We start from the raw sequence: 25931 nt of genomic DNA, 5'->3' as shown, positions 1-25931 counted from the left end.
GCATGGGTCAAGACATTGGAAGACGCTTCAGACTATTACAGATCGGTGTAATCGCGCGAAATAAAGACCTACGCTGTAAAGATCGAATCATTGTAGGCCATGACTCCAGTTTTAGGGGGCCTAGCCGCATTCGCAGGCATTTCATCAAGTAGCGCGAGCCGTTAGAAAATACATGTACAAATGCAGGCTTTTGGCCAGCCAAACATCGCAAAAGCTCCGGTACGCTAAAAAGCGCGCTTCCCCTTCCATGTATTGCCGTCCAAAGAAGTATGACTTCAAACGGTCTCCCAAACTTAAAATGCCATGCAAAAAAGGTACGGTCCCCGAGCTTTCCACGGGACTGTACCTTTCTCTTCAAGTGCACTTCAGCGGGACTCCGCATGAAGCTAATTGATCTGGTTCGCGTTGCGCTGCAGCGCGTACTCCTTGGGGGTCATCTTGTATTTCTTCTTGAACAGGCTGAAAAAATACGTCTCGTTCGTAATGCCGACCTTCTGCACGATCTCGTAGACGCTCAAGTCCTCCTGGATCAGCAGCTCCGCCGCTTTGGTCAGGCGCACGCCGTTGATCAGATCCGCGATCGACAGCTGCGTCGCTTCCTTGTAGATCTTGCTCAAGCTTCGCGAAGAGATCTTCATCATCGATGCGATCGAGGACAGGCTCAGGGAAGGATCCTGGTAATTGCGGTTGACGTATTCCGTCACCGCGTCCACGACAAAGTAGTTGAGCGCTTCGGTCTCCTCCGACGTTTCCTTATTGAACGAATCCTGCAAGCCGCTCCAGACGATGCGCTCGATCTCTTCCATCGTCTCCTTCTCCAAGATATGCCTGCCGATCGAAGCTTTCTGCAAGGAAGGCGCCGCCGCGACCTTTGCCTTGTCCAGCCCTTCGATCACGGCATCCGCCAGGCGGAGAATCGAGACGAGTGCGTTGTGATAATTGAGCGCCGCCATCTCCTCGAACAAGTTCGAGAGCACGTCCCGCATCGCTGCGACGTTGCCCGACTTGATCGTCTCCATGAGCCAATCTTCCAATTCCTTGGAATAGCCCGTTTTTTTGTTGTCGGCGCATCCCCGAAGGCGCTCCTGCGTGATGACGGAGCCATGGCCCAGCTGCAAACGGTACATCGACTGGTCCATCGCTTGCGTGTATTGCGCGTGCAATCCGCTGAGCGCCTCGGCCTTGCCGCTGATCGAAGCGGTGAAGGTCACCTTGAAAAAACGGGAGAAAGTGTCCTGCGCCTCGGCGATCAGCGCTGCGAGTCCGTCTTGCCAAGCCGCATGTTCCTCCGGTACGCTCACGATCAGCAGGACATGATCTTCTTTCATGTCGATGCCCTCGTTCGCATACTTGCCGGCCACGATCTCGGAGGCGATATTGATCAGGGCGAACCGAATCGTTTCTTTATCCTGGGCGGAGAAGCGCTGCTGGAATTCCTTATAGTTGTCGATTTTCATTAAGCAGACCGTATACGCGCCGGATGGCGGCAAGGAGATCCTCATCTCCCTGAACAACGATGCCAGCTCGGGCTCAGGGATGGAAAAGCGCTCGGCCAGCAGCCGGCTCAGCCAATAATGCTTCATGACATCCTTGTACTGATCTTTTTCCTTGTAAAAAAGATTCAGCTCCTCCATCGACTGCCGATAAACGGAATTTAAATAAGAGATCTCGTCGCCGACCTCCCCCTCGCCCTCGACCGCTCTGCCCGGCCTGTTCTGCTTCACCGCGTTCACCAGATTGCCGATCGGACGGTAAATGGTCCGGGAGATCAGGATCGATACGACGAACGCCAGCAGCAAAGCGATCAGCGTAATGAGCAGAATGCTGGTCCGGAGTCTGTCGATCGATTGATACACTTCAAGAACAGGCTGCGTCTTAAGCAGCGTCATACCGGCGCCGTCGACGTTCGAATACGTGATCAAATACGGCTTGCCCCCGTGCTTGCGCTGAAAAAAACCTTCCGAATCGGCCTCGGGATGCGCGGCTTGGTAGGCCGAAAAGTCGCTTTTCAGCCACTTCATGATCTCCCGGTCGCCCGTACCGTCGTCCAGGTACTCGCCGGCCTGGTCCATAATGAATATATTGTCGCCCTTGCGCTTGTCGATCATGTTGATCTCGCCGATGTTGTCGAGCAGCCATTCGGACCGGACATTGACCACGATGACGCCGTCCGGCTTCTGATCGCTCGCCGATGTCTCGTACATCATATAGGAGAATACGTACTCAGGCTCGGTCTTCCCGTTCACGAGCTTCTGAATGTTGCGGAAAATCGGCTTCATCTTGGGAAGCAGCCGGTCCGAATCGTACAGTTCGCCGAGCAGCTGGTCTTCAAAAAACAATGGTCTGCCCGCATTGTACGTCTGATCCAGGTTCCGGTTGTAGATCGTGAGCGAATGAATATATGGATTGGCCGAGGTGACGGAGCTGGTGACTTTGTTCAGCCTGTTGGCCACCTCGACCATATTCTCTTGTCTGGCATACATAACCGCGGCTACGTCGCTGTTCAGATAAAGCGACTGGCACAGGCTCGCTATCGTCTGATCCATGAATTCCATATTGTATTTGACTTGGTACAGTATTTTCTGGTTGGAGGCGTATTCGTTTTTGACGAGCAGCTTCTGGGCGTTGATGTAGACGACGGCGGACAGCACGACGACGATGAGCAGAATCGCCACGCTGATCCATAGAAGCATTTTGATATAGTAAGCCTTGGCCCCGAATCGCTTCATGCGGGAATCTCCTCTCCTTCTTCGAGGCAGGGGTGATAGTCTTCGCTGCCTTGCGTGCCAAATGCCGAAGAGGACCGGCATCCGCCAGCCCCTTGCTTTTGAGCTCATATAACGATCTAGACGCCCAGTCTGTCGGCCAGCGCATGCAGGTTGTCCAGGCTGATCCGCACGCTGTCCAGCGCGTCTCCCTCGCAGATATCCTGCTCGACGACATACCATTCCACGCCGCTGCGCTCCCCCCATAGAAGCAAGGGCTCGAAGTCGATCAGGCCCGTACCGATCTCGGCATACGTTCTGCGTTCGTCGGCGGTCATGTCCTTCAGGTGCATCGTCGGCATGCGGCCGCGATACGGCGCAATGAATGCCGACGGATCTTTTCCGGCTTTGCTCACCCAGTATACATCAATCTCGGCCAATATGGCGTTGTCGGGCGCAGGATCGAGCAGATAAGACAGGGCGTCCGTCGTGCCAACGCGCGTCTCGAATTCAAAGGCATGGTTGTGAAAAGCGACTGTGAACCCGTCGTCCCGCAGCTCGCGCGCCGCCGCGTTCAATTCCTCACGCAGCCGGATATAGCCCTGCTCGTTGCGCCATTCATGCGGCACGGACGGGCAAATCAACCGGTTGGTGCCAAGCTGTCTCGCTTCCTCCTTTACGCTCTCCGGCTCGGCCCGCAGACGCTCGACTGAAATATGCATGCCCGCCGTTTTCAGCCCCGCTTCCCGCAGCACCTCCGCAATCTCGGCTGCCGAATGGCCGTGCAACCCGGCCGTTTCGACGCCGGCCCAGCCCATCCGTCCCAGCGTTCGGAGCGTGGCGGGAAAGTCCCCCTCGCATTCCTTGCGCAGCGTGTACAGCTGCACCGCAAACTTGCGCTTCACTCGTTTTCCCCCTTCTCTGCCCTCTCTGCCTTCTATGCCGTCTCTCTCATTTCTACCGGCTCTACCACGTGATCTCGATCGCGCCGCTGATATTCGTCAACACGAGACGATCGCCCCGGATGCAGTCCGCGAGATCCAGATACGCAGTCTCGCCCCGCACTTCTACGCTTCCTGCACGAAGGCTTGCCAGCGGCGGATAAATTGTCACTTCCGCTTCTAGCAGACCAGCGACGAAGAGCATCCGCTCCGAGCTCTTCCTCGGCGTCGGTCCCGGCGCGAGCTCCCGGCAGGAGACGGAGGTCGTCTCGCGCTGCTTGACGAAGACGCGGCATTCGTCGTGGAAGGTGCGGTCCGGCGCATAGGGCGCGGCGCCTTCCCCCGCCCTCGTCGTCTGCCCGATGATCGCGGGCACCCCTTCGGGGAATCGCAGGCGAAGAGTGACGGACGTGTCCTGACGGCAGCCCGTAAACCAATAACCGTTGTCGCTGCGCGTCACGAACAGAAGCGCCGGCTTATCCGCTTCCGCCGGCTTAACCTGCTGCAGTTCGTACCCGAACTCGGCGAGCAGCTGGCGGGCCAGAACCGAGAGGTCCTTGAACCGCTCGGGCTGCCGGTTCGGCAGATGGGATACGGCGCCCGATTCGAACGGCAAGGAACCGCGAACCCATCCGATCTTGCCGCCGTTCCATGCCGGCAGTTCCCGCGTCAGCGCCAGGACGCGCACCCGATCGCCTTGACTGCCCGTCGCGAATACCGTTGTACCGGAGTCGTCCGCGTCGCTTAGCACCTCGCCTAACGCACCTCCGCCGATCAGCGGATCGTGCAGGAAGACGGCGGAGGACGCGGAAGCCTCGGACAATCGGTCCTGCGGCAGCGTGCTGGAGAGCTGAAGCTCTCCCTGAAGCCCTTCATCCTGCCTGAGGTTCAGCAGCTGCTGCAGCTCCGGATCCAGGGCGCTGCCGTATACGATCGCTCTGCCGCCCCCCCGGACGAAGGCGGCCAGGCGTGCGGCATTCGCGCCCGTCAGCCAGGAGGCCGGCGTCCATAGGATCGTATCCCGCAGCTTGCCCTGCGTTCCCCCTTGCATCGCCGCGAAGTCGTCCGTGCTGAGCACCGTATTGAGCGGCAGCCCCTCGTTCACCGCGTTGCGCACGAACCATTCCTCGAAGAAGATCGACTTGGCGGCTTCCTCCGATCGTTCGACAGCGGCATGGTATTCGCTGAACGGATACAGCCAGGTCAGAATGCCGGCTTGGTCGGGAAAGTCCTTGATCGCCCTGCGCAGGTGGGGGATCACTTCGGCCGGACAATCCGCGTTCAGCTCGCCTTTCTCCGTATCGATCGTCAGCAGCTCGATGATGCCCGGATTCTCCAGCTCGCCGTAACTATTCATCCGGGCGACGGACATCGGGCAATAAATATCGTGCGGCTCCCGGTCGTACAGATCCCACCAGGGATTTTGCCAGAACCAGGGATCGTTCGGATAGAAGCGATAAGGATAGGTCTCGCCCGGCAATACCGCGATGCGGGACATATAGGAAGCGATCTCCAGGCCGAAGTCGAAGTTGAGCGCGCCCCACGGCGAGTTCGGAGGCGGCAGCTCGATATATTTTCTGCGGTACATTTCCTGCAGCGGAATGAAATCCTTGGCCAGATCCATTCCCGTTCCGAAGTTGGTGCCGCGCACCTCCGTGCGATAACCGGGGCATTCTCTTTTGAAATGTTCCCAGAACGACAGCGTCTGGTCCGCGAGCTCCCGGTAGTCCGCCGTCGGCATCGAGGTGCCGTCGTAATTCGCTCCCAGGTACGTCCAAGGAAAATAGGAGAAGCCGAAGCCGTTCGAGAACCATATATAATCGAAGCCGAGCGCAGGGAGGAAGCTGGCGCACTGGCGGCCGAGAAATTCGCCGAACGGGGTGCCCTCGGGAATGCCTTCCGGATAGGCCGCATAGGCGACCGCGTCCCCGCAAAGCTCCGACCACGTGCAGACAACCGTATAATCGGCCTTCAACGCGACTTCCTTGTCCCCCAGCTTCGCGCGATTGATCTCCGGATGCCGCGTATACTTAAAGTCGGAATAGGCGAATTCGGGACCGGCATCGAAGGTGGCGCCCACTTCCATCGGGACGCCGAACCGGTCGCGGGCGATTCGTTTGAACGCCGCGACGATCGTGCGCAGATTATCGTACGTAATCTCGCAGGCGTCGGGACGGTAAAGCTTGGCGATGCGGGGATCGTTCGGCTGAATATGCCCGAACCGATCCTCGTTCGCAAATCCGATATAACGCCCCCACTCGATCCCGCGCTCCCCGTTGTCGTCCCACTCCAAAATCTCGCTGCCGTCGGCCACCCACAGCAGCATCGAGCAGCCGTCCGCCATGTCGATCAACGGCAGCCATTGCCGGATCGCTTCTTCGCATACCGATTCGATCGCAGGCAGCGCCATGCTCGTAAACGGCTTCAAACTCATTTCCAGCGTGACCCGCCGGAGTTTCTTTTTCGTTTCCGGCCGTACTGTCGGCACCATTTCTACGCCCCCCGCCTGACCGCATCCATAATCATTTTGATAATCGCCAGATCCTGAACGTAGTCCTCCGGCGTCGTCTTGGGAGAAAGGCCATTCGCGACCACCTCGTAGAAATATTCCAGCTCGCATGTATACGCGTCCTTATAGGTCGGACGAATGACCGTCTCTTGCAGCGCATCCCCGATCGTATCCCGCAACCGGAGCGTCGTCGGCAATTGCCGCAAATAAGGCGTATCGTATTGTACGAGGATCGATCTTTGCTCGCCGAACACCTCGATATGGGCGTCGAACCGTCCCTGCCCGTCGACGCCCGTCTCGAACATGACATCGTAGCCGTCGTATTCCAGAATGGCGTTTTTGAATCTGCCGCCCTGCCGGGACGCGGCCGCCTTCACGCGCAGGGGCATGCCGAGCATCTCCCGCATCGCGGAAATATCGTGGCTGTTCAGACCCAGCAGCAGACCGTAAGCGGCGTACTCTTCGCCCGAGGCTTCGCCGATCGCTTCCTTCATCAGTTTTGCGTTTCTCTCCTTGCGGTCCCGGACGGCTTCGGCCGGGAGGTCGGCGAACCGGTGCACATGGGTGCCCGACTGGCCGGTGAAGTACGCGTTGGGCCCGATCATATCTCGTACCCGCGCATAGTTGATCGGCCCCAGCTCTCGTACCTCCTCCAGCGCACGAAGGTAAGCCGGCGCGAATCTGCGCATATAGCCGACCATGACCTGCGCTTGCGAAGCGTCGCGAGCCCGAATAATGTCCCGGGCCTCAGCTTCCGTCACGCACATCGGTTTTTCTACGAATACATGAATATTCCTTTGCAGCGCCGCAATCGCGCATTCGGTGTGGTACTCCATGTTGTTCAACACGAATACGGCATCCATGGCGGTCCGATCGAGCATATCCGAAGCGTTTGCGTATAAGTTTTTGACGCCGTACTTCTCCCCCATTACGTTCAGCAGCCGTGGCGAGATGTCGCACAAGGCGACGATCTCGTAGAGCTCCGGCAGCGATTGCAGAATCGGCAAATGAATGATTTGCGCGATTTCTCCCACGCCGACGATCCCGACCTTCAGTTTCTTCATCCTGCGCACTCCTTTACCTGTACCGATGCTGCTTGCTTCGCGGCCGGCAACATGTGCTGCACGCTACGCGGCCGGAGGTTATTCCGTCGCATGCAAGATGCAGCACGACTTCCGCAGCCTAAATCTAGCGTCCTGCCGCGTTCCTGTATACTTCAAATTGCGTCGATTCATTCAATTAGGCGCAAATCGGGAAGGAATAGGAGCAAACGGCCGAAAATAAATCGGCTCTATTCGAACTACGGGAAGAGGCGAACGTCAAAAAAACCGGATCGGCATCGATCCGGCTCATCAAGCAAAACCTCTTCTGTTTGCGCGGTCTATCTCGCCAGCGGCAACCGCACCCGGAACGTCGTGCCCGACTCTCCGCTCGTCGCCGCGATCTCGCCGCCGTGCAGCTCGACGATATTTTTGGCGATGGCAAGGCCGAGGCCCGATCCGCCGGTATGCCGCGAGCGGGACTGCTCGAGCCGGTAGAAACGGTCGAACAGCTGCGGAATCGCCGAGGCCGGCAGCGGTTCTCCGTAATTTACGATTTCCGCCACCGCCTCCATCCCTTCTCGCCGCGCCTTGATTTCGATTCTGCCGCCGTCCTTGCCGTACCGGATGGCGTTGTCGATGAGATTTTCGAACACCCGCACCAGCTTGTCGCCGTCCGCCGACACGATCAGCTCCTTCTCCGCGAAAACCGTAACGCCTTCGACCCCTGCGTGATCGAACTGAAGCCGGAACTGAACGGCCAGCTGCCCCAGCATCTCGACCAGATTGAGCGGGGAGAGCCGAAGCGGCAGCCCGCCGCTCGTGCGGGTATACTCGAAAAGGTCGTTGATTAGTCCTTGCAGTCGCAGCGCCTTATCGTAGGCAATACCGGTATAGTGGCGCAGCTCGACCTCGTCGCGATAACGGTCCTGCTCGATCAGGCCCAAATAACCGACGATCGAGGTAAGCGGCGTGCGCAGATCGTGGGAGACGTTCGTGACGAGCTCCGTCTTGGCCCGCTCCGTCCGGCGTTCTTCCTCGATGGAGCGATTCAACTGCTCGCTCATGCGATTGATGCGATCCGCCAAGACGCCCAGCTCGTCGCTCGTCCGTACCGGAATGCGGCTGTCGAACCGGCCCTCGGCGATCTCGCCGACTCCCTGCGTGATTCGCAGCAGATAACGGATGGTGCCATGGCTGAAGACGATCAAATAGACGATAAATAGCGACAGAATCGCGACGGACAGCGTAACCGATCTGCCAAAGCGCTCGTAAAACCACCACACCATCGCATTTAGAATCTCAATATCGTACCGAGTGGCCAGGACATAAAGCAGCGCTGCCGTGCCGGCCGCGAATCCGAGGCTCAGGGCGACCAGGAGGAGCAGCTTGAAGCGAAGTCCGAACAGCGGATTAGGGTTCAATTTTATAACCCACTCCCCACACCGTCTGGATCGGCTTGGCGCCGTCCAGGGCGTGCTCCAGCTTGTCCCGCAGATTGCTGATATGAACCATGACGGTATTGTTGGATTCCAGGTACTTGTCCTTCCAGACGGCTTCGAAGATCGCCTCGGCGCTGAACACCTGCCCGGGATGGCTCGCCAGCAGATGCAAAATATCGAACTCCGTCGAGGTCAGATTAATATGCTTGTCCTCCGCCATGACCGTGTGGGTTTTCTTGTTGATCCGCAGCGTCTGAATCTGGATGTCGTCCTCCTCGCGGCTCTGCCGCAGCCTGGCGTTCAGCCCGAACGTGCGGCGGAGCAGCGACTTGACCCGCGCGACGAGCTCCAGCGGGTTGAACGGCTTGACCATATAATCGTCCGCGCCCGTCATCAAACCCATGATCTTGTCCATATCCTCGGCTTTGGCGCTGAGCATCAGGATCGGCACCGCATCGTCGGCGCGCACCGCGCGGCATACCTCGAGACCATCCATCTCGGGCATCATCACGTCGAGGATGACGAGCTGGACCGATTCGGACCGGATCAGCGACAGCGCCTCGCGGCCGTCCGCCGCCTTCAGCACGCGATAGCCCTCGTTCAGCAGGTAGATGGCGATCAAGTCCGCGATCTCCCGGTCGTCGTCCGCGATCAGGATCTGAGCGGCGTTCATCCGGTTCCCCCCTTGTCCGTTTTCTTGTCCTTTCAGTATAAAAAAGGCCCTTCCATCAAGCTTGTGATAAAGCTGAAGGAATTATAAAGTTTTTCTAAATAAAAGGACCGTTAGGCAGCTGAGAACTGCTTAACGGTCCGCTGAAAGGCGGGCGGCGGGTTACGCCAGTCCGAACTGACTCTTGTACCGCCCGTAGCCCTCTTGCTCGAGATCCTCCACGGGGATAAAGCGCAGCGCGGCGGAATTGATGCAGTAGCGCAGGCCGCCGAGCTCGCGCGGGCCGTCGTTGAACACGTGGCCGAGATGCGAATCGGCTTCGCGGCTGCGCACCTCGGTGCGGACCATGCCGTGCGTGAGATCCTCTTCCTCGCGGACGCCGCCCGACTCGACCGGCTTGGTGAAGCTCGGCCAGCCGCAGCCGGAGTCGAACTTGTCCTTCGAGCTGAACAGCGGCACGCCGGACACGATGTCCACGTACAGCCCTTCGCGGTGATTGTCCCAGAACTCGTTGCGGAACGGATGCTCCGTCGCGCTGTTCTGCGTCACCTCGAACTGCAGCGGCGTGAGCCGCGAGCGCAGCGCTTCCTTATCCTTGTCCGTGTTCCAGTGCCGCTTGATGTAGGCGTCGCGCCCGGAGCCCTTGCGGTACATTTTGTAGCGAAGCGGATTTTTCTTATGGTAATCCTGATGGTAGTCTTCGGCCGGGTAAAATACGGAGGCGGGCTCGATCGTCACCGCGATCGGCTTGTCGAAGCGTCCGCTGGCGTCCAGCTCGGCCTTCGTCTCCTCGGCGGCTTGCCGCTGCTCCTCGTTATGGTAGAAAACGACCGGACGATAAGACTCCCCGCGGTCGAAAAACTGGCCGCCGCCGTCCGTCGGGTCCACCGATTGCCAATAGATGCCGAGCAGCTTGCGATACGGGAAAAGTTCCGGATCGAACGTGATTTGCACGGCCTCCTGATGTCCCGTCGTTTCCGAGCACACCTGCTCGTAGGTCGGGTTCGCCACATGTCCGCCCGTGTAGCCGGATACGATCCCGTGAATGCCCGGCAGCTCGTCGAACGGCGTCACCATGCACCAGAAGCAGCCTCCTGCGAACGTCGCTTTTTCAAATGTTTGGCTCATTTTCCCTATCGCTCCTTCCGCGTATGCTACGCTTCTTTTTATACCCAATCATTTACTTTTTGTGCATTTTAAATTCGAGGAACAGCTCGTTATAGTGCGCGAGCATCCGCTTGCCCAGATTATCGTACACTTCGAGCTTATCCGTCAATGCGGACTCCGGATAGAAGCGCTTGTCCTCCGAGATTTCGACCGGCAATAGCGGCATAGCCTTGGCATTGGGGGTCGCGTAGCCGACATATTCGGCGTTTTGGGCCGCATTTTCCGGATCGAGCATGAAGTTCATGAACTTGAGCGCGCCGTCCAGATTGCGAGCCGTCTTCGGGATGACCATATTGTCGAACCACAGGTTCGAGCCGTCCTTCGGAATGACGTAGTCGAGCTTGTCGTTCTCGTCCATGATCTCCGAGGCGTCCCCGGACCAGACAAGCCCGACCGCTGATTCTTCGCCGGCGAGCAGCATCTTGATCTCGTCCCCGACAAGCGCCTTGACGTTCGGCGTCAGCTTCTTGAGCTTGGCGAGCGCCTCCTGCAGATGCGTCTCGTCGGTATCGTTAAGCGAATAGCCGAGACTGTTGAGGCCCATCCCGATGACCTCGCGCGCGCTGTCGACGAGCAGGATGTTGTTGCGCAGCGACGGATCCCACAGATCGTCCCAGCTGTCGAACTTCAGGTCGCCGACCAGCTCGGGGTTGTACACAATACCGACCGTTCCCCAGAAGTAAGGGATCGAGTACACGTTGCCCGGATCGAACGACTGGTTCAGGAAACGGGCATCTATATTCGCCAGATTCGGCAGCTTGGCGTGGTCGATCGGCAGCAGCAGGTTCTCCTCGCGCATCTTGCCGATGGCGTAGTCGGACGGGACGGCGATGTCGAACGTCGTGCCGCCCTGCTCGATCTTGGTCATCATCGCCTCGTTCGAGTCGAACGTCTGGTAGATGACCTTGATGCCGGTCTCTTCCTTGAACGTGTCCAGCAGGTCGGGATCGATGTAATCGCCCCAGTTGTACACGGTCAGCGCGTCCGCGCCCGAGTAGCCCTGCGAGGAATTGAGCCTGTCGATGGCGATGAGCAGGCCGCCCGCGATGACGAGGACGGCGATAAATGTCCGGACCAGGCTGTTCATCGCGGCACCCCCGTTCCGAGTCGCTTCGCGCTGCGCCGGTTCAGCATGTAGTAGCCGAGCACGATGAGCAGCGTGAACAGGAAGATCAGCGCCGACAGCGCGTTGATCGACAGAGAGACGCCCTGCCGCGCGCGCGAGTAGATCTCGACGGACAGCGTGGAGAAGCCGTTGCCGGTGACGAAAAAGGTGACGGCGAAGTCGTCGAGCGAGTACGTCAGCGCCATGAAAAATCCGGCGAAAATGCCCGGCTTGATAAACGGAACGATGACCCGCGACAACACCTGCCAGCCGCTCGCGCCCAGATCGCGTGCCGCGTCGATGAGCGTCGGGCTCATCTCCTGCAGCTTGGGCAGCACCATAAGCACGACGATCGGCACGCTGAACGCGATATGCGACAGCAGCACGGACGTGAAGCCAAGCTTGATGCCTGCCATCGTGAACATGACGAGCAGCGACGCGCCGATGATGACGTCCGGGCTGACGATCAGCACGTTGTTCATCGACAGCAGCGCATTGCGCGAGCGCCGGGTCCGCGTCCGCATGATGGCGAGCGCGCCGACCACGCCGAGAATCGTCGAGATGGTCGACGACAGCAGCGCGACGACGACGGTATTCAGCAAGATGATGAGCAGGCGCGTATCCTGGAACACTTCGCCGTAATAAGACAGCGTGAAGCCCTCGAAGCCGTGCATCGTGCCGCCGCTGTTGAACGAGTAAAAAATCATGTAGGCGATCGGCGCGTACAGGACCGCGAATACGGCGATCAAATAGGCCGACTGCCAGCGTCTTGCCGCCCTCATCGTCTCACCCTCCCCGCCTGGCCGGTCCCGGTCAGCAGCATGATGACGACCATGGCGATGATCAGGAACACCGCGATGGCCGCGCCCATGCCCCAGTCCTGCGTGACCAGAAAATGCTGCTCGATCGCGGTACCGAGCGTAATAACCCGATTGCCCGCGACGAGCCGCGTGATCATAAACAGCGACAGCGCGGGGATGAACACGGCCTGACAGCCTGCCTTGACGCCGTCCGTCGTCAGCGGGAAGACGACCTTGCGGAACGTCGTCCAGCCGGACGCCCCGAGATCCCGCGCCGCAAATACGAGCGACGGATTGAGGTCCTCGAGCGCATTGTAGACCGGCAGGATCATGAACGGGATAAAAATGTACACCGATACGAACACGAAGCTGAAGTCGGTGAACAAGATCTGCTGGCGGCCGATCCCCAGCGCCTCGAGCGCGCCGTTGACGAAGCCGTACGTGCCGAAAATGCCGAGGAAGGCGTACACCTTCAGCAGCAGATTGACCCAGCTCGGCAGGATGAGCAGCAGCAGCCACAGCTGCTTGTGCTTCATCTTGGTCAGCGCGTAAGCAGCCGGATAGGCGATCAGCAGCGAGAACAGCGTGATCAGGAAGGCGTACCAGATCGAGCTGACCGTCATTTTCAAATAAATCGGCGTCAGAAACTTCTCGTAATTGCCGAACGTGAAGCCGCCGTCGATGTCGAAGAAGGAATCGTAGACGATAAGAGCGATCGGAATGACGATGAACAGCGCCATCCAGGCCAGATACGGCGCCAGGTAGACGTTGCGCTTAGCGTTCATTGGCGCTCTCCTCGTACGCGAGCAGCCGCCGGTCGAACTCTTCCTCGGTCTCCCCGAAGCGCATGACGTGGATCGCCTCCGGATCGAAGCCGAGACCGACCCGGTCGCCGACCGTCGCGCGCCGCGTAGAGTGAACCATCCACTCGTTGCCCGCGTCGTCGTAGCCGATGATCTCGTAGTGGACCCCGCGAAACAGCTGCGAGTCGACCTTCACGACCAGCTTGCCCGCCTCGGGCGGCGTAATCTCGAGATCCTCGGGACGGATGACGATCTCGACCGGCTCGTCCGGCCGGAAGCCGCCGTCCACGCATTCGAACGTATGCCCCGCGAAGCGGACCTCGTAGTCGCGGACCATCTGTCCCGCCACGATATTCGACTCCCCGATGAAGTCCGCCACGAATCGGTTGATCGGCTCGTCGTAAATGTCCGTCGGCGAGCCGCTCTGCTGGATCGTGCCCTCCTTCATGACAAAGATCTCGTCCGACATCGCCAGCGCTTCCTCCTGGTCGTGCGTGACGAATATAAACGTGATGCCCAGCCGCCGCTGCAGCTCGCGCAGCTCGTACTGCATCTCCGTGCGCAGCTTGAGATCGAGCGCGGACAGCGGCTCGTCGAGCAGCAGCACCTGCGGCTCGTTCACGATCGCCCGCGCGATCGCCACCCGCTGCCGCTGACCGCCGGACAGCTCGGTGATCTGCCGTTTCTCGTAGCCCTTCAGGTTAACGAAGCGCAGCGCCTCAAGCACCTTGTTCTCGACGTCCGCCTGCTTCATGCGCTTGATGCGCAGGCCGAAGGCGACGTTCTCGAACACGTCGAGATGCGGGAACAGCGCATAGTCCTGGAACACCGTGTTCACCTGGCGCTCGTTGGCGGGCACGCGGTTGATCACTTTCCCGTCAAAATAAATCTCGCCCGACGACGGCTCCTGGAATCCCGCGATCAGGCGCAAAATCGTCGTCTTGCCGCAGCCCGACGGGCCGAGCAGCGTATAAAACTGCCCGCGCCGGATCTCGAAGCTCACTTCCTTCAGGACAGTCTCCCCGTCATCGTAACTTTTGGTCACCCGCTCGAAGCGGATGATCGGCTGCTCTGCGCTTGCGCTCATTCCGACTCTCCCATCTATGCGAACCCTGTCGATTCTCTTATTATCTCCTATTACCCGGATATCGCAACCACCCTTCGGGGAAACGCCTGCTCCACAGCGGGCGTTCACGTTCGCGCGCCACGCTTTTGGCCCATCGCCTTCTCTACAGAAGGCGATCACACTCGCGCGCCTCGCTTTCGGCCCATCGCCTTCTCAACAGAAGGCGATCACGCTCGCGCGCCTCGCTTTCGGCCCATCGCCTTCTCAACAGAAGGCGATCACGCTCGCGCACCCAGCTTTCGTCCCATCGCCTTCTCTACAGAAGGCGATCACGCTCGCGCGCCCCGCTTTCGGCCCATCGCCTTCTCAACAGAAGGCGATCACGCTCGCGCGCCTCGCTTCCGTCCCATCGCCTTCTCAACAGAAGGCGATCACGTTCGCGCGCCACGCTTTCGGCCCATCGCCTTCTCTACAGAAGGCGATCACGCTCGCGCGCCACGCTTCCATCCCATCGCCTTCTCTACAGAAGGCGATCACGTTCGCGCGCCACGCTTTTGGCCCATCGCCTTCCGCACGAAAAGCCGGCAAGGCGCCCAAGCATGCGCCATGTCGGCTGGACAGCTTATCGTCCGCGTCTTATCTAGTCTCGGTGCGCAGCCGCTCGATCTCGTCGATCGGCAAGCCTGTCAGATCCTGGATGAACTCCGGCGCCATGCCTTTGCCTAGCATACGGACTGCGATCGCACGCTGGCTCTCGGCCATCCCAGCTTCCCGACCTTCTTCTCGGCCTTCTTCCCGACCTTCTTCTCGGCCTTCCTCCCGACCATCCGCCCTGCCTTGCTTCCACCAGCTGTTTTCCCATTCCATGATCTTGGCCACTTGACTCGCCTCCCCTTGCTTCATTCGGTCGATTTCAAGTTTGAACAGCTCTTCCTCTTCCGGATCAAGCTTGATGTACGATTCAAAAAAGACAGCTAACAGCTCCATCCGCGCCGGGTCCAGCTCCAAGCCGATCAGCATACGCAAAAATGCCAGCTTGACCTGCAGCGATTCGCTTTTATTATAGCCCAAACTGCTGAGCAGCGCAGCAGCGACCGGGTTGGCAGACCCGACGAACTCCCGCCAGTTGCGATGCTTGAGCTGCAGTCGGAGATAACGAAAGCGCATGACGTCCAAGAACGGAAACGACCACCCGAACCGGTCCGGCTCGGCCCGCTTCCGTCCGTGGCTGAACACCGCGATCGGCAAAATGCGCCTGCGGTGCGTCTCGTACAGCTTGGATGCGTACAAAAACATCCGCTCTGCGAATGCCGGCTCATAATAGGATTGCGGTTCGACGTGGATGATGATCAGCGTCTCCTCGCCCCGCAGCCTCGTTTCGATCAGCAAATCCACGCGTCCTTTGCGCCCGCCCGCCAAGTCCGTCGCGACTTCCTCCGACAGAAACACCGTATGCGCAAAATCGATCTCCTTCGCGACGTCGGGAAAAAACAGTTCCATGAATTCCTTGAAAAATGTTCGAATGAGCGTCTTAAACAACTGATCGTGATCCAGGTTCAAACTCCGCGCCTCCTCGCCCGAACGCAAAAACGCCGCCCGGGCTCCCGTAGGAACCGAGCGGCGCATGCTTTGCGTCCGTATCGCGTCTATGCGATCATCTTACCATCGCGGCAAGGTTGGAGCAACGCCATTTATCTGAGCTGTCCTTTACCTGAGCTGTCTCTTATCTGAACCCGCGAAGAAAATCGACGGCCAGCTTGATATCCCGCTCCGGGCTCTCGCCGACCTCGCGCTCGATCGTCAGGAAGCCCTCGTAGCCGATATCCCGCAGCGCCTGCAGGTAAGCGGGCCAATCCACGCCGCCCTCGCCGAGCGGCACCTCGCGGTAGTATTCGCCGGACTCGCCCTGCTCCGCCAGCTTCTCGTGCGACATCGCCTCGTAGCCGAGCGCGCCGTAAATGTTGCGGGGATCCGTCTCCTGCAGCCGGATGCCGTCCTTGGCGTGCGTATGCACGATATAATCGCGCAGGTTGTAGACGCCCTGCACCGGGTCGTCGCCCGTCACCATGACCATGTTGGCCGGATCGAAGTTGACCGACACGCCCTTGGTGCTCATCTTGTCGAGGAAGCCCTTCAGATGCGCAGAGGTCTCGGGACCGGTCTCAATCGCGAAAAAGGCGCCCCGCTTGCTCGCGTAACGGCCGAGCTCCTCGACCGCATCGTACATCGCGGCGTACACGTCGCTCGACTCGTCCTCGGGCACGATGCCGATATGCGTCGTGACCACGTTCGTGCCGAGATCGAGCGCCAGGTCGAGAATCCGCTTGGACTTTTCGACCTTCCAGCCGTTCTCGCGACGTTCCTGGAAGCCGTGTCCCGCGAGATCCCCGACAAGCGCGGAGATGCGCAGGCCGAGCGAGTCTACGTATGCACGCAGCTCCGCTCTGGCAGCAGCATCCAGCTTGTCCGGATCCATCTCGCCTTCCACCGCGTAGATCTGCACGCCCTCGGCGCCGATCTCCTTCGCCTTCAGCAGCCCGTCGCGCACGCCGACCCGGAAGCTATCGACGATGACGCCGATCGGATTCGCGATTTGTACCATACGTGTGTCCCCTTTCACTTTCAAGTTCCGTACTCTTCCTGTCCTAAACTTCAGACCAGACCCTTCCAGTCCTATACTTCAGACCAGATGCGCCGCGCGTTGGCCAAGCCGATGCGCGAGCCCTGCTTGCACTCTTCCATGCCCTCGAACTCCAGCGACAGATAACCGTCGTAGCCGGAAGCCTTCACGGCGCGCAGCACCTCGCGCACGTCGATATCGCCCTGTCCGAAAATCGAGCCCCGCAGGTAGTTGCCCGCCGCCGTCTTGAACCAGCCCTCGCCGGGATCTTGCTCGCCGCGCCGCAAATAAAAATCTTTGAGATGTACGATAGACGCCTCGTCGATCGACCGCTTCACGGCCGCCGCCGGATCTTCGTCCAGGCACATGTAGTTGCCGATGTCGAGCGTGAGGCGGAAGTTCGGATGATTCGTCTCCGCCAGCAATCCAAGCACCCGCTCGCTGGACTGCATGTAGTAGCCGTGATTTTCCACGCTGGTCACGACGCCGACCGATGCCGCGTATTCTGCGATGCGGCGGCAAGCATCCGCCAATCTCGGCAGCTCGCGCCAGAATTGTCCGACCGACGCGCCTTGTCGTGACGCGACGTCGTGACGCATCTTCTTCGCGCCGAGCGCGCGCGCGATGTCGACTTCGCCTTTGACGCGTTCGATCTCCGCTTCGTATGCCTCATCGTCTTCGGCCGCAAAGTTCGCGCCTACCGCGTAGTTGGAAATCTCGAGCCCCGCAGCGGCCGCACGGGCCACGATCTCTTCAATCAGTCCCGGCGTCCGGATATCGAAGCCGATCGGCACGATCTCGACGTGCTCGCAGCCCTGCTCCGCCATCCAATCGATCGCGCCAGTTACCGTCATCTCGCCCGATTCGATCGCGCGGTACAAGCTATATGTGCTCAATCCCAGCTTCATGATCCGTTCACTCCTCTATATGGCCTTGCCGCGGTAGCCTTGCCGCGCGATACCGCACGATAACGCCCGCTTACAGTTCGATCTCTTTGCCCTGCTCCGCCGACTCGTAGATCCCGCGCAGAATCCGCATCATCGTCAGTCCGTCCTCGACGGGGCTCAGCGGCTCCGTGCCGGCGGTCGCCGAAGCGATGAAGCTGTCGATCTCCGACTGGAACGCTTGCTGGAAGTTGAACTTCAGGCTGTCGACCTGCGGCGTCACGTTCAGAATCGTGTCATGCCGCTCCGAGACGATCGTCAGCTCCGGATCGATCTCGAAGCCGCCCTTGGTGCCGTACAAGCGGACCGCGGACTCGTCGCTCTTGGCATGCAGCGCGTAGCTGACTTCGACGAGCAGGGAAGCGCCGTTCTCGAACCGGATAAGCGCATTGGCGAGATCCTCGACCGTATTGCGCGAAGCGTCGTAATCGGCCGCCTGGTAGAAGGACAGCCCCTTGACGTTCGAACGGTTGCCGAGCTTGTTGTATACGTTGCCGCTGACCGACTTCACCTTCGGACGGCCCATCAGGTACCAGGACAGATCGATGACGTGCACGCCGATATCGATCAGCGGGCCGCCGCCCGAACGTTCCTTGTCCGCGAACCAGCCGCCCGGATTGCCCAGACGCCGGATCAGGGACGCTTTTGCATAATAAAGCTCGCCGAACTCGCCCTGCTCCGTAAAGCGCTTGGCCAGCTGGGCGTTCGCGTCGTAGCGGCGGACGAAGCCGACCTGCAAAATACGATCGCTTGAACGGACCGCGTCGCGTACGGCTTCAGCTTCCTCCACCGTCATGCTGAGCGGCTTTTCCACGAGCACGTGCTTGCCCGCCTTGACCGCAGCGATGGCGATCTCCGCGTGCGTATGATTCCATGTGCAAATGCTGACCGCTTCCACTTCCGGATTCGCCAGCAGGTCATGATAATTCGTATAAACGCTCGAAGCGCCGTATTTTGCCGCCGCCTTGTCCGCGCGCTCCCGGTTCAGGTCGCAGACCGCGACGATCGCCGCATTCGGATTGGCAGCGTATGCATTCAAGTGCGATTCGGAGATTGAGCCCGTGCCGATAACGCCGATGCCCAGCTTTTTCACAGGTATTGCCTCCCTCTACTCATTTGTCTACCTGTACTATAAAATGAATAGAGCAGACCAGCCATGAATAGCTATGCTGACGATTTGTAATATTGTGCGATACGGAGGTGCCGCCGCATGGATCGCAATCCCGATCTGCTGGAGCCGATGGATATGCCCGACCCCCAATTTCCGCTGAAGCTCGGTACCTGCCGGTTCGAGCGCGTAGGCACGCCCGCTTTTTATGCGCATTGGCACGAACATATGGAATTTCTATATATCATTGAAGGCTCGGCACGCATTACGTGCAACGCCGACAGCTACGATGTCGGTCCGGGCGATCTCATCGTCGTGAACTGCGCCGATCTGCATCAAGGCGTGTGCATGTCGGACCGTTTGACTTATTATGTGGTGATCTTCGATCCCGATCTCCTGCATAGCCACCGGCTCGACTCTGCCGAGACGAAGTTCATCACGCCGATCGTCCGTTCCCGCATCCGCTTCGCCAATCGGATTACCGGCGACGCCGCCATCAAGGACAGCCTCGACGAGTTGATCCGCGAATACGAAAAAAAAGAATTCGCCTACGAGCTCTCCGTAAAGTCCTGCCTGTACCGGCTGCTTACCGCCATGCTGCGCGGCCACGTCGCGGAGAGCATGCCCGAGGGCGAGCTGGCTTCCCGCATCAGACGGTTGACCCGCATCGAGCCCGTGCTGGCGCATATCGAAGCGAACTATGCCGAGCGACTCGACGTCGAGACGCTGGCCGGCATCGCCGGCATGAGCCGCTACCACTTCAGCCGCGTCTTCAAGGAGCTCACCAGCCGCTCGGTCACCGACTACGTGAACTTCGTACGGATCGGCCGCTGCGAACAGGACCTGCGCTATACGAGCAAGACGATCTCGGAGATCGCGCTCGAGCACGGTTTTAGCGACATCTACTATTTCAGCAGGCTGTTCAAGAGCTATCGCGGCGTCTCTCCTTCGTCCCTGCGGGGCCAAACCGCACTTGCCTGACCGATCTCCCGCCTTCCCAAGCCGGATTCGAGCCGTTGCCACACGGCCCCTCCCGGCTTTTTTTGTCGATTTCGCACCGTTCGGCGGAGATTCCGTCGGATACCGGCGTATCTTCATTTTCCCTATATCAACAGTTTGTAACGTTATGTATACTAATTGTATCACGAACGATGAGGAGGACGCCCTATGAAAGACAGGGCATGGACGGCGCCGCGCGACACGGTTCCCGAACTTCTGCGAAACCGCGCCAGTCGATCGCCGAACGACATCGCATTCAGCTTTCCGGGCTTCGATCAGCATTACGACTGGCGGACGATCTGGGAAGAAGTCAGGCGGTTGTCCGAGGGCATGCTCGCGCTCGGCATACGTCCCGGAGACAGAGTCGCCCTGCTCATGCAGGGACGCATGGAGCTCGTACTCCTCATCTTTGCCTCCGCCTGCATCGGGGCCGTTGCGGTCCCGCTCAATACATACAGCAAAAAAGAAGAGCTGCGCGCCCTGCTTGCGGACTGCAAGCCGGCCGCCTTGTTGCTTGACAAAGAGGGCCAGCGGCAATCCTACGTGACCATGGTCGCCGAGCTGCTCGCGGAGACAGGAGAAGGTCAAGGCAACCCTGCCGAATGTCCTGTCCCGCGGCATCTCTTCGTGCTCGCGGGCCGCTCCGAACTCCGCACGCCTTTCCGCGCCTATGCGGAGCTGGCAGAAGAAGCGTCGGGGGCCGGGCCGCATGCATTCCGGGATGCCGCCGCCGGACGCGATCTCCGCGATCCGCTCGTGCTCCTGTATACTTCCGGCACCTCCGGCAAACCGAAAGGCGTGCTCCGCTCCACCGCGTCCTTTTTGACCGCCGGATCGCCCAAGCGGACGGGCCTTGCTTCCGCCGCGCTGATGAGACTGACGGACCGGCTGACGAGCAAGCTGTCCGTCATGAGCCTGCTGCCTCTCTACCATATGGGCGGGTTCGGTACGATCTTCACGACCTTGAAAGCCTGCTCGATCCGCGTCGTCATGCTCAGCCACTACAGCCCGAGCAACGCGCTCGCCTTTATCGAACGATTTAAATGCCGCGTGCTTATCGGCACGCCGTTCATGATCGAGCAGATGCTCTCGTCGGAGGCGAAGGACAAGCACGACCTGCGCAGCCTGCTGGGACTCGTATTTACGTCTTCCGCCGTCGACCGGCGCATGCTTGAACGCATAACGCGGGAGCTGCACATCTACTTTTTCATGGTCAGCTACGGATCGACCGAAGCGGGCGCCGTCGCCAACGGCGTCTGCATAACGGATCGCAAGCCGCATCCGGTTCTGTCGCCGCTGTACGGCCTGTTCATGCAATCGAAGCTCGTGAGCGGGTTCATCGGATTGCAGCAATTCATGACCTGCGATTACAGCTTGGCAGGCAAGGTGGACAAAAACGTCGAGGTGGCGATCGTAGACGCCGAGACCGGCGTCCGAATGCCGTCAGGAGAACAAGGCGAGATCCGCATCCGCAGCCATCGCGTCATGCGGTATGCCGGACAGCCGGATGCCGAAGACGCCGGTCCGTCGTCGGACGGATGGTTCCGCTCCGGCGATCTCGGCTATCTGGACGCGAGCGGCCATCTGGTCGTTACAGGCCGAATCAAGCGGATCATCTCCCGCGGCGGGGAAAAGATCTCGCCGGTCGAGATCGAGCAGGCGCTGCTCAAGCTCCCCGGCATCGAATCGGCGTTTGTCGTGGGCGTGCCTGACGATAAATACGGCGAGCAAATATGCGCTTGCATCGTCCCCCGCCGCGACGCCGCGCTCATGACCGAGAAGATCAGGCATGATCTCGCCGGTATGCTGTCCGCCTTCAAGATTCCCGCGCATTTCCTTTACGTGCCGTACCTGCCGATGTCCCCGACTGGCAAGATCGCGGTGGCGGACGTTCGAGGACTGGCGCTCGCCCAGCTCGGAGAACCCGCGGAGAGCAGGCGTAATGCGTAGCTATTATCCCGGCATTACGCTGTTCAAGGTGCTCGGCTGCATCCTCGTCGTCTTTTCGCACGAGCTGTTCCTTCCAGTGATGTCGACATGGGACAACCGCCAATTGTCTTTTGCCGGTCTGTCGTTCGGTACCGTCGTGCCGGGCTTCTACCTGATCGCCGGGTTTCTCGCTTATCAAGGTTGGACGCGCGCGGCGCATGCGGGGGCTTATGTGCGAAGGTATGTATCGCGGATCGCGATCGTGTACGGGCTGTTGTGCCTGCTCAACACGGGTCGCCAGATCGCGGGCGCGATCCTGCACGGCGACACGAGCGCGGGCGGACTGCTGGCATTGGGAAAAAAAGTCGGGCTCCGCATTTTCGTCGAGGGCGCTTACCAGCAGCTATGGTTTATCCCTCCGCTGATCTTCGGAATCCTCGTATCCTATGTTCTCGTCTCGGCCGGACGCGAACGGCGGTTGATCGGATGCGCCGCGCTGGCGCTCGCGATGGCGGAATGCCTCGCCGGCACGCCGAGCGGAGCGGTCAGAGCCGCTTGGCCCGACCTGTTCGAATCCGAAGGCGCGCATATGGCGGCGAAGGCGCTCGTCAACTACGGCGGCTTCGGACTCGTCTTCGTCGGCGCGGGCGTGCTGCTGGCGCGGCATGAGGAAGCGTTCAAAAGGCTGCCGGTCCGTCCGCTGCTCGCGCTAACCAGCCTTCTGGCCGCTGCGGAGACGGTCTTTCTATGGAGAACGGCGGACTGGAGCGACGATTACAGACTGGCCTTGTCGACGCTGCCGGCTTCGGTATTGATGTTCTATGGCATCGTGCGCATACGCTGGGATGCAGTCAGGCGGCATCATCGGATTCTCAACCGGTTCAGCTTGGTGACCTTTTTCGGGCATACGCTGCTGATCAAGCTCGACCTGCTCGTGCTCGGATGGACCGACGCGAACCCGGTCGCGCTGCAGGAGATATGGATATCCTGCCTCACGCTGGCGCAATGCGCGGCGCTGACCTATACATGGATGCGCCTGGACACGCTGAGCGGCGAGCGCCGGCCTGCCCCCCCGCTAGCCGAGGGACAGGCCGAAGTCTCCCGGGCGGGATAAGCGCTCTCTCGCTCAGGCTTCGCCGCCTGACACGCGGACGGCTCCTCTGTCACGAGCGGGGCGAGGCCGGATGATTGGTCAGGCGCAGCCGGATCATATGCCAGGACAGCGGGCCGAGCGTGGCCGCGAGCCGTCCGCCGTCTACCGTGGCGTCCCCGCGGCGATGAGGCACGACGCGGGAAGGCTCTCGCGCCGTGTTGGTCGCCTTCGGATCGTCGCTCTCCAGCGTCTGATGCTCGATGACCGCAAGGTCGCCAAAGCTGCGAATATCCGCCGCCAGCCGCATCGGCTCCAGCTGATCCTTGTTGACGAGGAACACCGCGAGCTCTCCCGCCGCCTCGTCGTATACGGCCGCGACATCGAGGTAAGGCACGTCCGTATAGTCTTTGCTGTCGTACTTGGGCGACGCGATCAGCGGATGCAGGGATACGCCGCGACCGTATAGCGAGGCATGCATGAACGGATAAAAGATCGTCTGCCGCCAGGCGGTACCGCCGGTCTCGGTCATAATCGGCGCAATGACGTTGACCAACTGGGCCAGGCAAGCGATTTTCACCCGGTCCGCATGGCGCAGCAAGGTGATCAGCATGCTGCCTACGAGAAGCGCGTCCTCGTGCGTATAGACGTCCTCGAGCAGCGGCGGCGCCGTCTGCCAGGGACGCTGCTTGGCGTCCGCGTCATTCGAATGGAACCAGACGTTCCACTCGTCGAACGACAGCCGCATCGTTTTTTTGCTCCGCTTCTTGGCTTTGATATAATCGCAGATCGCCGTCACCTCGCGGATAAAAGCGTCCATGTCCAGCGAGGCGGCCAAGTAGTTGCCCGTATCGCCGTCCAGATTGCCGTAGTAAGTATGAAGCGATAAATAGTCGACCTCGTCGTACGCGTGATCGAGCACGGTCGCCTCCCATTCGGCGTAAGTCGGCATCTTGCGGGCGGAACTGCCGCAGACGACCAGCTCGATCGCGTCGTCCACCCACTTCATCGCCTTCGCCGTCTCGGAAGCCAGCCTGCCGTATTCCGTCGCCGTTTTGCGTCCGATCTGCCAGGGACCGTCCATCTCGTTGCCCAGACACCATGTCTTGAAGCCGTGAGGCTCCGCATAACCGTGAGCGATGCGCAGGTCGCTCCAGTACGTGCCGGAGGGATGATTGCAATACTCGACCAGGCTGCGCGCTGCGTCGATGCCCCGCGTCCCCAGATTGACCGCCATATTCACCTCCGCGCCGATCGACTTCGCCCAGGCGGCGAATTCGTTCGTCCCGACGGCGTTCGGCTCGACCGTGCGCCAGGCCAGATCGAGCCTGCGGGGCCGCTCCGCGATGGGACCTACCCCGTCCTCCCAATTATAGCCGGACAAAAAGTTGCCCCCGGGATACCGAAGGAGCGGGATGCGCAGCTCGCGGACAAGCGCCGTCACGTCGCGGCGAAAGCCGACCTCGTCGGCTTCGGGATGCCCCGGCTCGTAGATGCCGCCGTATACGGCTCTGCCCAGATGCTCGACGAAGGAGCCGAACAGCCTATTATCGACCTCCCCCGCGGTATAATCCTTATCGAGTATGAGCTTGCTCTGCTTTGCCTCCAATTCGCTCTCTCCCTCGTCTTCAGCTCGTTTATCCAATTTATTTTAAAACTATTTAAAACAATTTATATGTTTATAATAATTTGTATGATTTTCCCTGTCAACAAGATTGAATGCGCTTCCGCTCGTTCCGAACAGAATCATTGTTTTAAATATTTATTTGACCCCTTAGATGAAATATAATTAAAAAAACGCCAAAACGCGTCTTCGCCGGACGACTATCCGCAAGCAGAGGAGAACGCCGTTCATGATCCATATCAAGGAACTCAAATCGGGAATAAACATATTCAAGGCGCTTAGCTCCGAGATCCGCATCCAGATCCTCGACCTGCTGGTCAAGCACCATAACCTGAATCTGAACGATCTGGCGCAGAAGCTCAACTTGACCAACGGCGCCATCACGATGCATATCAAAAAGCTGGAGGAGAGCGGGCTCATTCACATCGTCACCAACGTGGGCAAGCATGGGCTGCAAAAGATGTGCCATCTGAACGAGGACAAGCTGCTGGTGGAACTGCGGGGCAAAGAAGAGGACAACTTCTACGAAACGGAGCTGCGGGTCGGCCACTACAGCAATTATGCCGCCGTCCCCACCTGCGGACTGGCAACCAAGGACAGCCTGATCGGCACGTTCGACGATCCGCGCTATTTCGCCGATCCGAGCCGCGTGGACGCGGGCATCGTATGGCTCACCGAGGGGTTCCTCGAATACCGGATTCCCAACTATTTAAAGCCGACCCAGAGCTTCAAGGAGCTTCAGTTCATGATGGAAATCGGCTCTGAAGCGCCGGGCACCTCCGAGAATTGGCCGTCGGATATCACCTTCTCCCTGAACGGCATGAAGCTTGGCACCTGGACTTGTCCGGGCGACTTCGGCGACGTGCGCGGCACCTACAATCCCGATTGGTGGCCGCAGAACTGCAATCAATACGGCCTGCTCAAGATCGTCCGCATCAACGACGAGGGCAGCTTCATCGACGGTTACCGGATCGGCCAATTGACGCTGCCGGAGCTGGGGCTGGACTACAAGAGCGATCTGACGTTCAGGATCGAGGTCGAGCCGGAATCGGCGAACAAGAAAGGGCTGACCGTGTTCGGCCGCAACTTCGGCAACTACGATCACGATATTCTGATCCGCGTGCTGTATCTGGAAGAATAACGACAGCCCGGCCTGCCTCCGCCTCCCGAATTGGCCCCGTTCCTTGCATCGGGCCGATAAGGGAGGCATTTTTTTATGAGACGACGTTCCACTCCGCAACCTCGGGACTTCTGAACCGCCTTCGTCCCATCCAGGCGAACGTCCCCCTCTTCTTTTCGGAGCATTTGCCTTCCCGCATTCGCCTTCCCGCATTCAATTTAAATAAATTAAAAACACTTTAAACCTTCC

Annotated in this window: 20 protein-coding genes; 4 read left to right on the top strand and 16 right to left on the bottom strand. The window is 59.6% G+C overall.

Annotation, left to right across the window (positions count from 1 at the left end; translation table 11 throughout):
* Positions 1 to 386: 386 nt before the first annotated feature.
* The 15 genes from ACFOTD_RS28445 to ACFOTD_RS28375 form a co-directional block, all read right to left on the bottom strand.
* Complete coding sequence (locus tag ACFOTD_RS28445; RefSeq protein WP_378123338.1) at positions 387 to 2729, bottom strand: AraC family transcriptional regulator; 2343 nt, start codon at positions 2727 to 2729, stop codon at positions 387 to 389.
* Positions 2730 to 2845: 116 nt separating this feature from the next.
* The gene (locus tag ACFOTD_RS28440; RefSeq protein ID WP_378123337.1) at positions 2846 to 3610 is read right to left on the bottom strand and encodes a sugar phosphate isomerase/epimerase family protein; all 765 of its coding nucleotides are present in this window, start codon (positions 3608 to 3610) and stop codon (positions 2846 to 2848) included.
* 61 nt (positions 3611 to 3671) lie between these two features.
* Complete coding sequence (locus ACFOTD_RS28435) at positions 3672 to 6137, bottom strand: hypothetical protein (RefSeq protein ID WP_378123336.1); 2466 nt, start codon at positions 6135 to 6137, stop codon at positions 3672 to 3674.
* 2 nt (positions 6138 to 6139) lie between these two features.
* Complete coding sequence (locus ACFOTD_RS28430) at positions 6140 to 7219, bottom strand: Gfo/Idh/MocA family protein (RefSeq protein WP_378123335.1); 1080 nt, start codon at positions 7217 to 7219, stop codon at positions 6140 to 6142.
* Between the two features lie 317 nt (positions 7220 to 7536).
* Positions 7537 to 8619: a sensor histidine kinase gene (locus ACFOTD_RS28425; protein ID WP_378123334.1), complete on the bottom strand. Its 1083-nt coding sequence runs from the start codon at positions 8617 to 8619 to the stop codon at positions 7537 to 7539.
* Positions 8609 to 9310, bottom strand: coding sequence for a response regulator transcription factor (locus tag ACFOTD_RS28420; protein WP_378123333.1), 702 nt, complete (start codon positions 9308 to 9310; stop codon positions 8609 to 8611). Before ACFOTD_RS28420 ends, ACFOTD_RS28425 begins: the two co-directional genes overlap by 11 nt.
* Before the next feature lie 159 nt (positions 9311 to 9469).
* Complete coding sequence (msrB, locus tag ACFOTD_RS28415; protein ID WP_378123332.1) at positions 9470 to 10435, bottom strand: peptide-methionine (R)-S-oxide reductase MsrB; 966 nt, start codon at positions 10433 to 10435, stop codon at positions 9470 to 9472.
* A 52-nt stretch (positions 10436 to 10487) separates the two neighbouring features.
* Positions 10488 to 11561, bottom strand: a complete 1074-nt coding sequence (locus ACFOTD_RS28410) for an ABC transporter substrate-binding protein (protein WP_378123331.1) — start codon at positions 11559 to 11561, stop codon at positions 10488 to 10490.
* A complete protein-coding gene (locus ACFOTD_RS28405) occupies positions 11558 to 12361 on the bottom strand; it encodes an ABC transporter permease (protein WP_378123330.1) in 804 nt (267 codons plus the stop codon). The genes ACFOTD_RS28410 and ACFOTD_RS28405 overlap by 4 nt, the downstream gene beginning before the upstream one ends.
* Positions 12358 to 13164, bottom strand: a complete 807-nt coding sequence (locus ACFOTD_RS28400; protein ID WP_378123329.1) for an ABC transporter permease — start codon at positions 13162 to 13164, stop codon at positions 12358 to 12360. The genes ACFOTD_RS28405 and ACFOTD_RS28400 overlap by 4 nt, the downstream gene beginning before the upstream one ends.
* Complete coding sequence (locus ACFOTD_RS28395; protein WP_378123328.1) at positions 13154 to 14269, bottom strand: ABC transporter ATP-binding protein; 1116 nt, start codon at positions 14267 to 14269, stop codon at positions 13154 to 13156. Before ACFOTD_RS28395 ends, ACFOTD_RS28400 begins: the two co-directional genes overlap by 11 nt.
* Before the next feature lie 615 nt (positions 14270 to 14884).
* Positions 14885 to 15808, bottom strand: a complete 924-nt coding sequence (locus ACFOTD_RS28390; RefSeq protein WP_378123327.1) for an RpnC/YadD family protein — start codon at positions 15806 to 15808, stop codon at positions 14885 to 14887.
* 163 nt (positions 15809 to 15971) lie between these two features.
* On the bottom strand, positions 15972 to 16850 hold the full coding sequence (locus tag ACFOTD_RS28385) for a sugar phosphate isomerase/epimerase family protein (protein WP_378123326.1): 879 nt from the start codon (positions 16848 to 16850) through the stop codon (positions 15972 to 15974).
* Positions 16851 to 16921: 71 nt separating this feature from the next.
* Complete coding sequence (locus tag ACFOTD_RS28380; protein ID WP_378123325.1) at positions 16922 to 17776, bottom strand: sugar phosphate isomerase/epimerase family protein; 855 nt, start codon at positions 17774 to 17776, stop codon at positions 16922 to 16924.
* A gap of 70 nt (positions 17777 to 17846) precedes the next feature.
* Positions 17847 to 18905: a Gfo/Idh/MocA family protein gene (locus ACFOTD_RS28375; protein ID WP_378123324.1), complete on the bottom strand. Its 1059-nt coding sequence runs from the start codon at positions 18903 to 18905 to the stop codon at positions 17847 to 17849.
* Positions 18906 to 19022: 117 nt separating this feature from the next.
* Between ACFOTD_RS28375 and ACFOTD_RS28370 the strand changes: the two genes are divergently transcribed.
* The 3 genes from ACFOTD_RS28370 to ACFOTD_RS28360 all read left to right on the top strand — a co-directional run bounded on the left by ACFOTD_RS28370 (position 19023) and on the right by ACFOTD_RS28360 (position 22962).
* Positions 19023 to 19901, top strand: a complete 879-nt coding sequence (locus ACFOTD_RS28370; protein WP_378123323.1) for an AraC family transcriptional regulator — start codon at positions 19023 to 19025, stop codon at positions 19899 to 19901.
* Between the two features lie 186 nt (positions 19902 to 20087).
* Positions 20088 to 21869 (top strand): class I adenylate-forming enzyme family protein, encoded by a 1782-nt coding sequence (locus ACFOTD_RS28365; protein ID WP_378123322.1) that lies wholly within the window; start codon positions 20088 to 20090, stop codon positions 21867 to 21869.
* Positions 21862 to 22962: an acyltransferase family protein gene (locus ACFOTD_RS28360; protein WP_378123321.1), complete on the top strand. Its 1101-nt coding sequence runs from the start codon at positions 21862 to 21864 to the stop codon at positions 22960 to 22962. The genes ACFOTD_RS28365 and ACFOTD_RS28360 overlap by 8 nt, the downstream gene beginning before the upstream one ends.
* Positions 22963 to 23011: 49 nt before the next feature.
* On the opposite strand, the gene arfA is transcribed toward ACFOTD_RS28360, so the two are convergent.
* Positions 23012 to 24547, bottom strand: coding sequence for an arabinosylfuranosidase ArfA (gene arfA, locus ACFOTD_RS28355; protein ID WP_378123320.1), 1536 nt, complete (start codon positions 24545 to 24547; stop codon positions 23012 to 23014).
* Between the two features lie 244 nt (positions 24548 to 24791).
* Between arfA and ACFOTD_RS28350 the strand changes: the two genes are divergently transcribed.
* Complete coding sequence (locus ACFOTD_RS28350; protein ID WP_378123319.1) at positions 24792 to 25703, top strand: ArsR/SmtB family transcription factor; 912 nt, start codon at positions 24792 to 24794, stop codon at positions 25701 to 25703.
* The last annotated feature ends 228 nt before the right edge of the window (positions 25704 to 25931 follow it).

This window comes from Cohnella sp. GCM10012308 (genome assembly GCF_042649185.1).
In the GTDB taxonomy this organism is placed as follows: Bacteria; Bacillota; Bacilli; order Paenibacillales; family Paenibacillaceae; genus Cohnella.
This window is presented reverse-complemented; position numbering and strand designations above follow the sequence as displayed.

Bases quoted from the DNA above. Each gene is read 5' to 3' on its own strand.
- ACFOTD_RS28445 (WP_378123338.1), bottom strand. From the start codon at position 2,729: ATGAAGCGATTCGGGGCCAAGGCTTACTATATCAAAATGCTTCTATGG.
- ACFOTD_RS28435 (WP_378123336.1), bottom strand. From the start codon at position 6,137: ATGGTGCCGACAGTACGGCCGGAAACGAAAAAGAAACTCCGGCGGGTC.
- ACFOTD_RS28430 (WP_378123335.1), bottom strand. From the start codon at position 7,219: ATGAAGAAACTGAAGGTCGGGATCGTCGGCGTGGGAGAAATCGCGCAA.
- ACFOTD_RS28420 (WP_378123333.1), bottom strand. From the start codon at position 9,310: ATGAACGCCGCTCAGATCCTGATCGCGGACGACGACCGGGAGATCGCG.
- msrB (WP_378123332.1), bottom strand. From the start codon at position 10,435: ATGAGCCAAACATTTGAAAAAGCGACGTTCGCAGGAGGCTGCTTCTGG.
- ACFOTD_RS28410 (WP_378123331.1), bottom strand. From the start codon at position 11,561: ATGAACAGCCTGGTCCGGACATTTATCGCCGTCCTCGTCATCGCGGGC.
- ACFOTD_RS28405 (WP_378123330.1), bottom strand. From the start codon at position 12,361: ATGAGGGCGGCAAGACGCTGGCAGTCGGCCTATTTGATCGCCGTATTC.
- ACFOTD_RS28400 (WP_378123329.1), bottom strand. From the start codon at position 13,164: ATGAACGCTAAGCGCAACGTCTACCTGGCGCCGTATCTGGCCTGGATG.
- ACFOTD_RS28395 (WP_378123328.1), bottom strand. From the start codon at position 14,269: ATGAGCGCAAGCGCAGAGCAGCCGATCATCCGCTTCGAGCGGGTGACC.
- ACFOTD_RS28385 (WP_378123326.1), bottom strand. From the start codon at position 16,850: ATGGTACAAATCGCGAATCCGATCGGCGTCATCGTCGATAGCTTCCGG.
- ACFOTD_RS28380 (WP_378123325.1), bottom strand. From the start codon at position 17,776: ATGAAGCTGGGATTGAGCACATATAGCTTGTACCGCGCGATCGAATCG.
- ACFOTD_RS28370 (WP_378123323.1), top strand. From the start codon at position 19,023: ATGGATCGCAATCCCGATCTGCTGGAGCCGATGGATATGCCCGACCCC.
- ACFOTD_RS28365 (WP_378123322.1), top strand. From the start codon at position 20,088: ATGAAAGACAGGGCATGGACGGCGCCGCGCGACACGGTTCCCGAACTT.
- ACFOTD_RS28360 (WP_378123321.1), top strand. From the start codon at position 21,862: ATGCGTAGCTATTATCCCGGCATTACGCTGTTCAAGGTGCTCGGCTGC.
- ACFOTD_RS28350 (WP_378123319.1), top strand. From the start codon at position 24,792: ATGATCCATATCAAGGAACTCAAATCGGGAATAAACATATTCAAGGCG.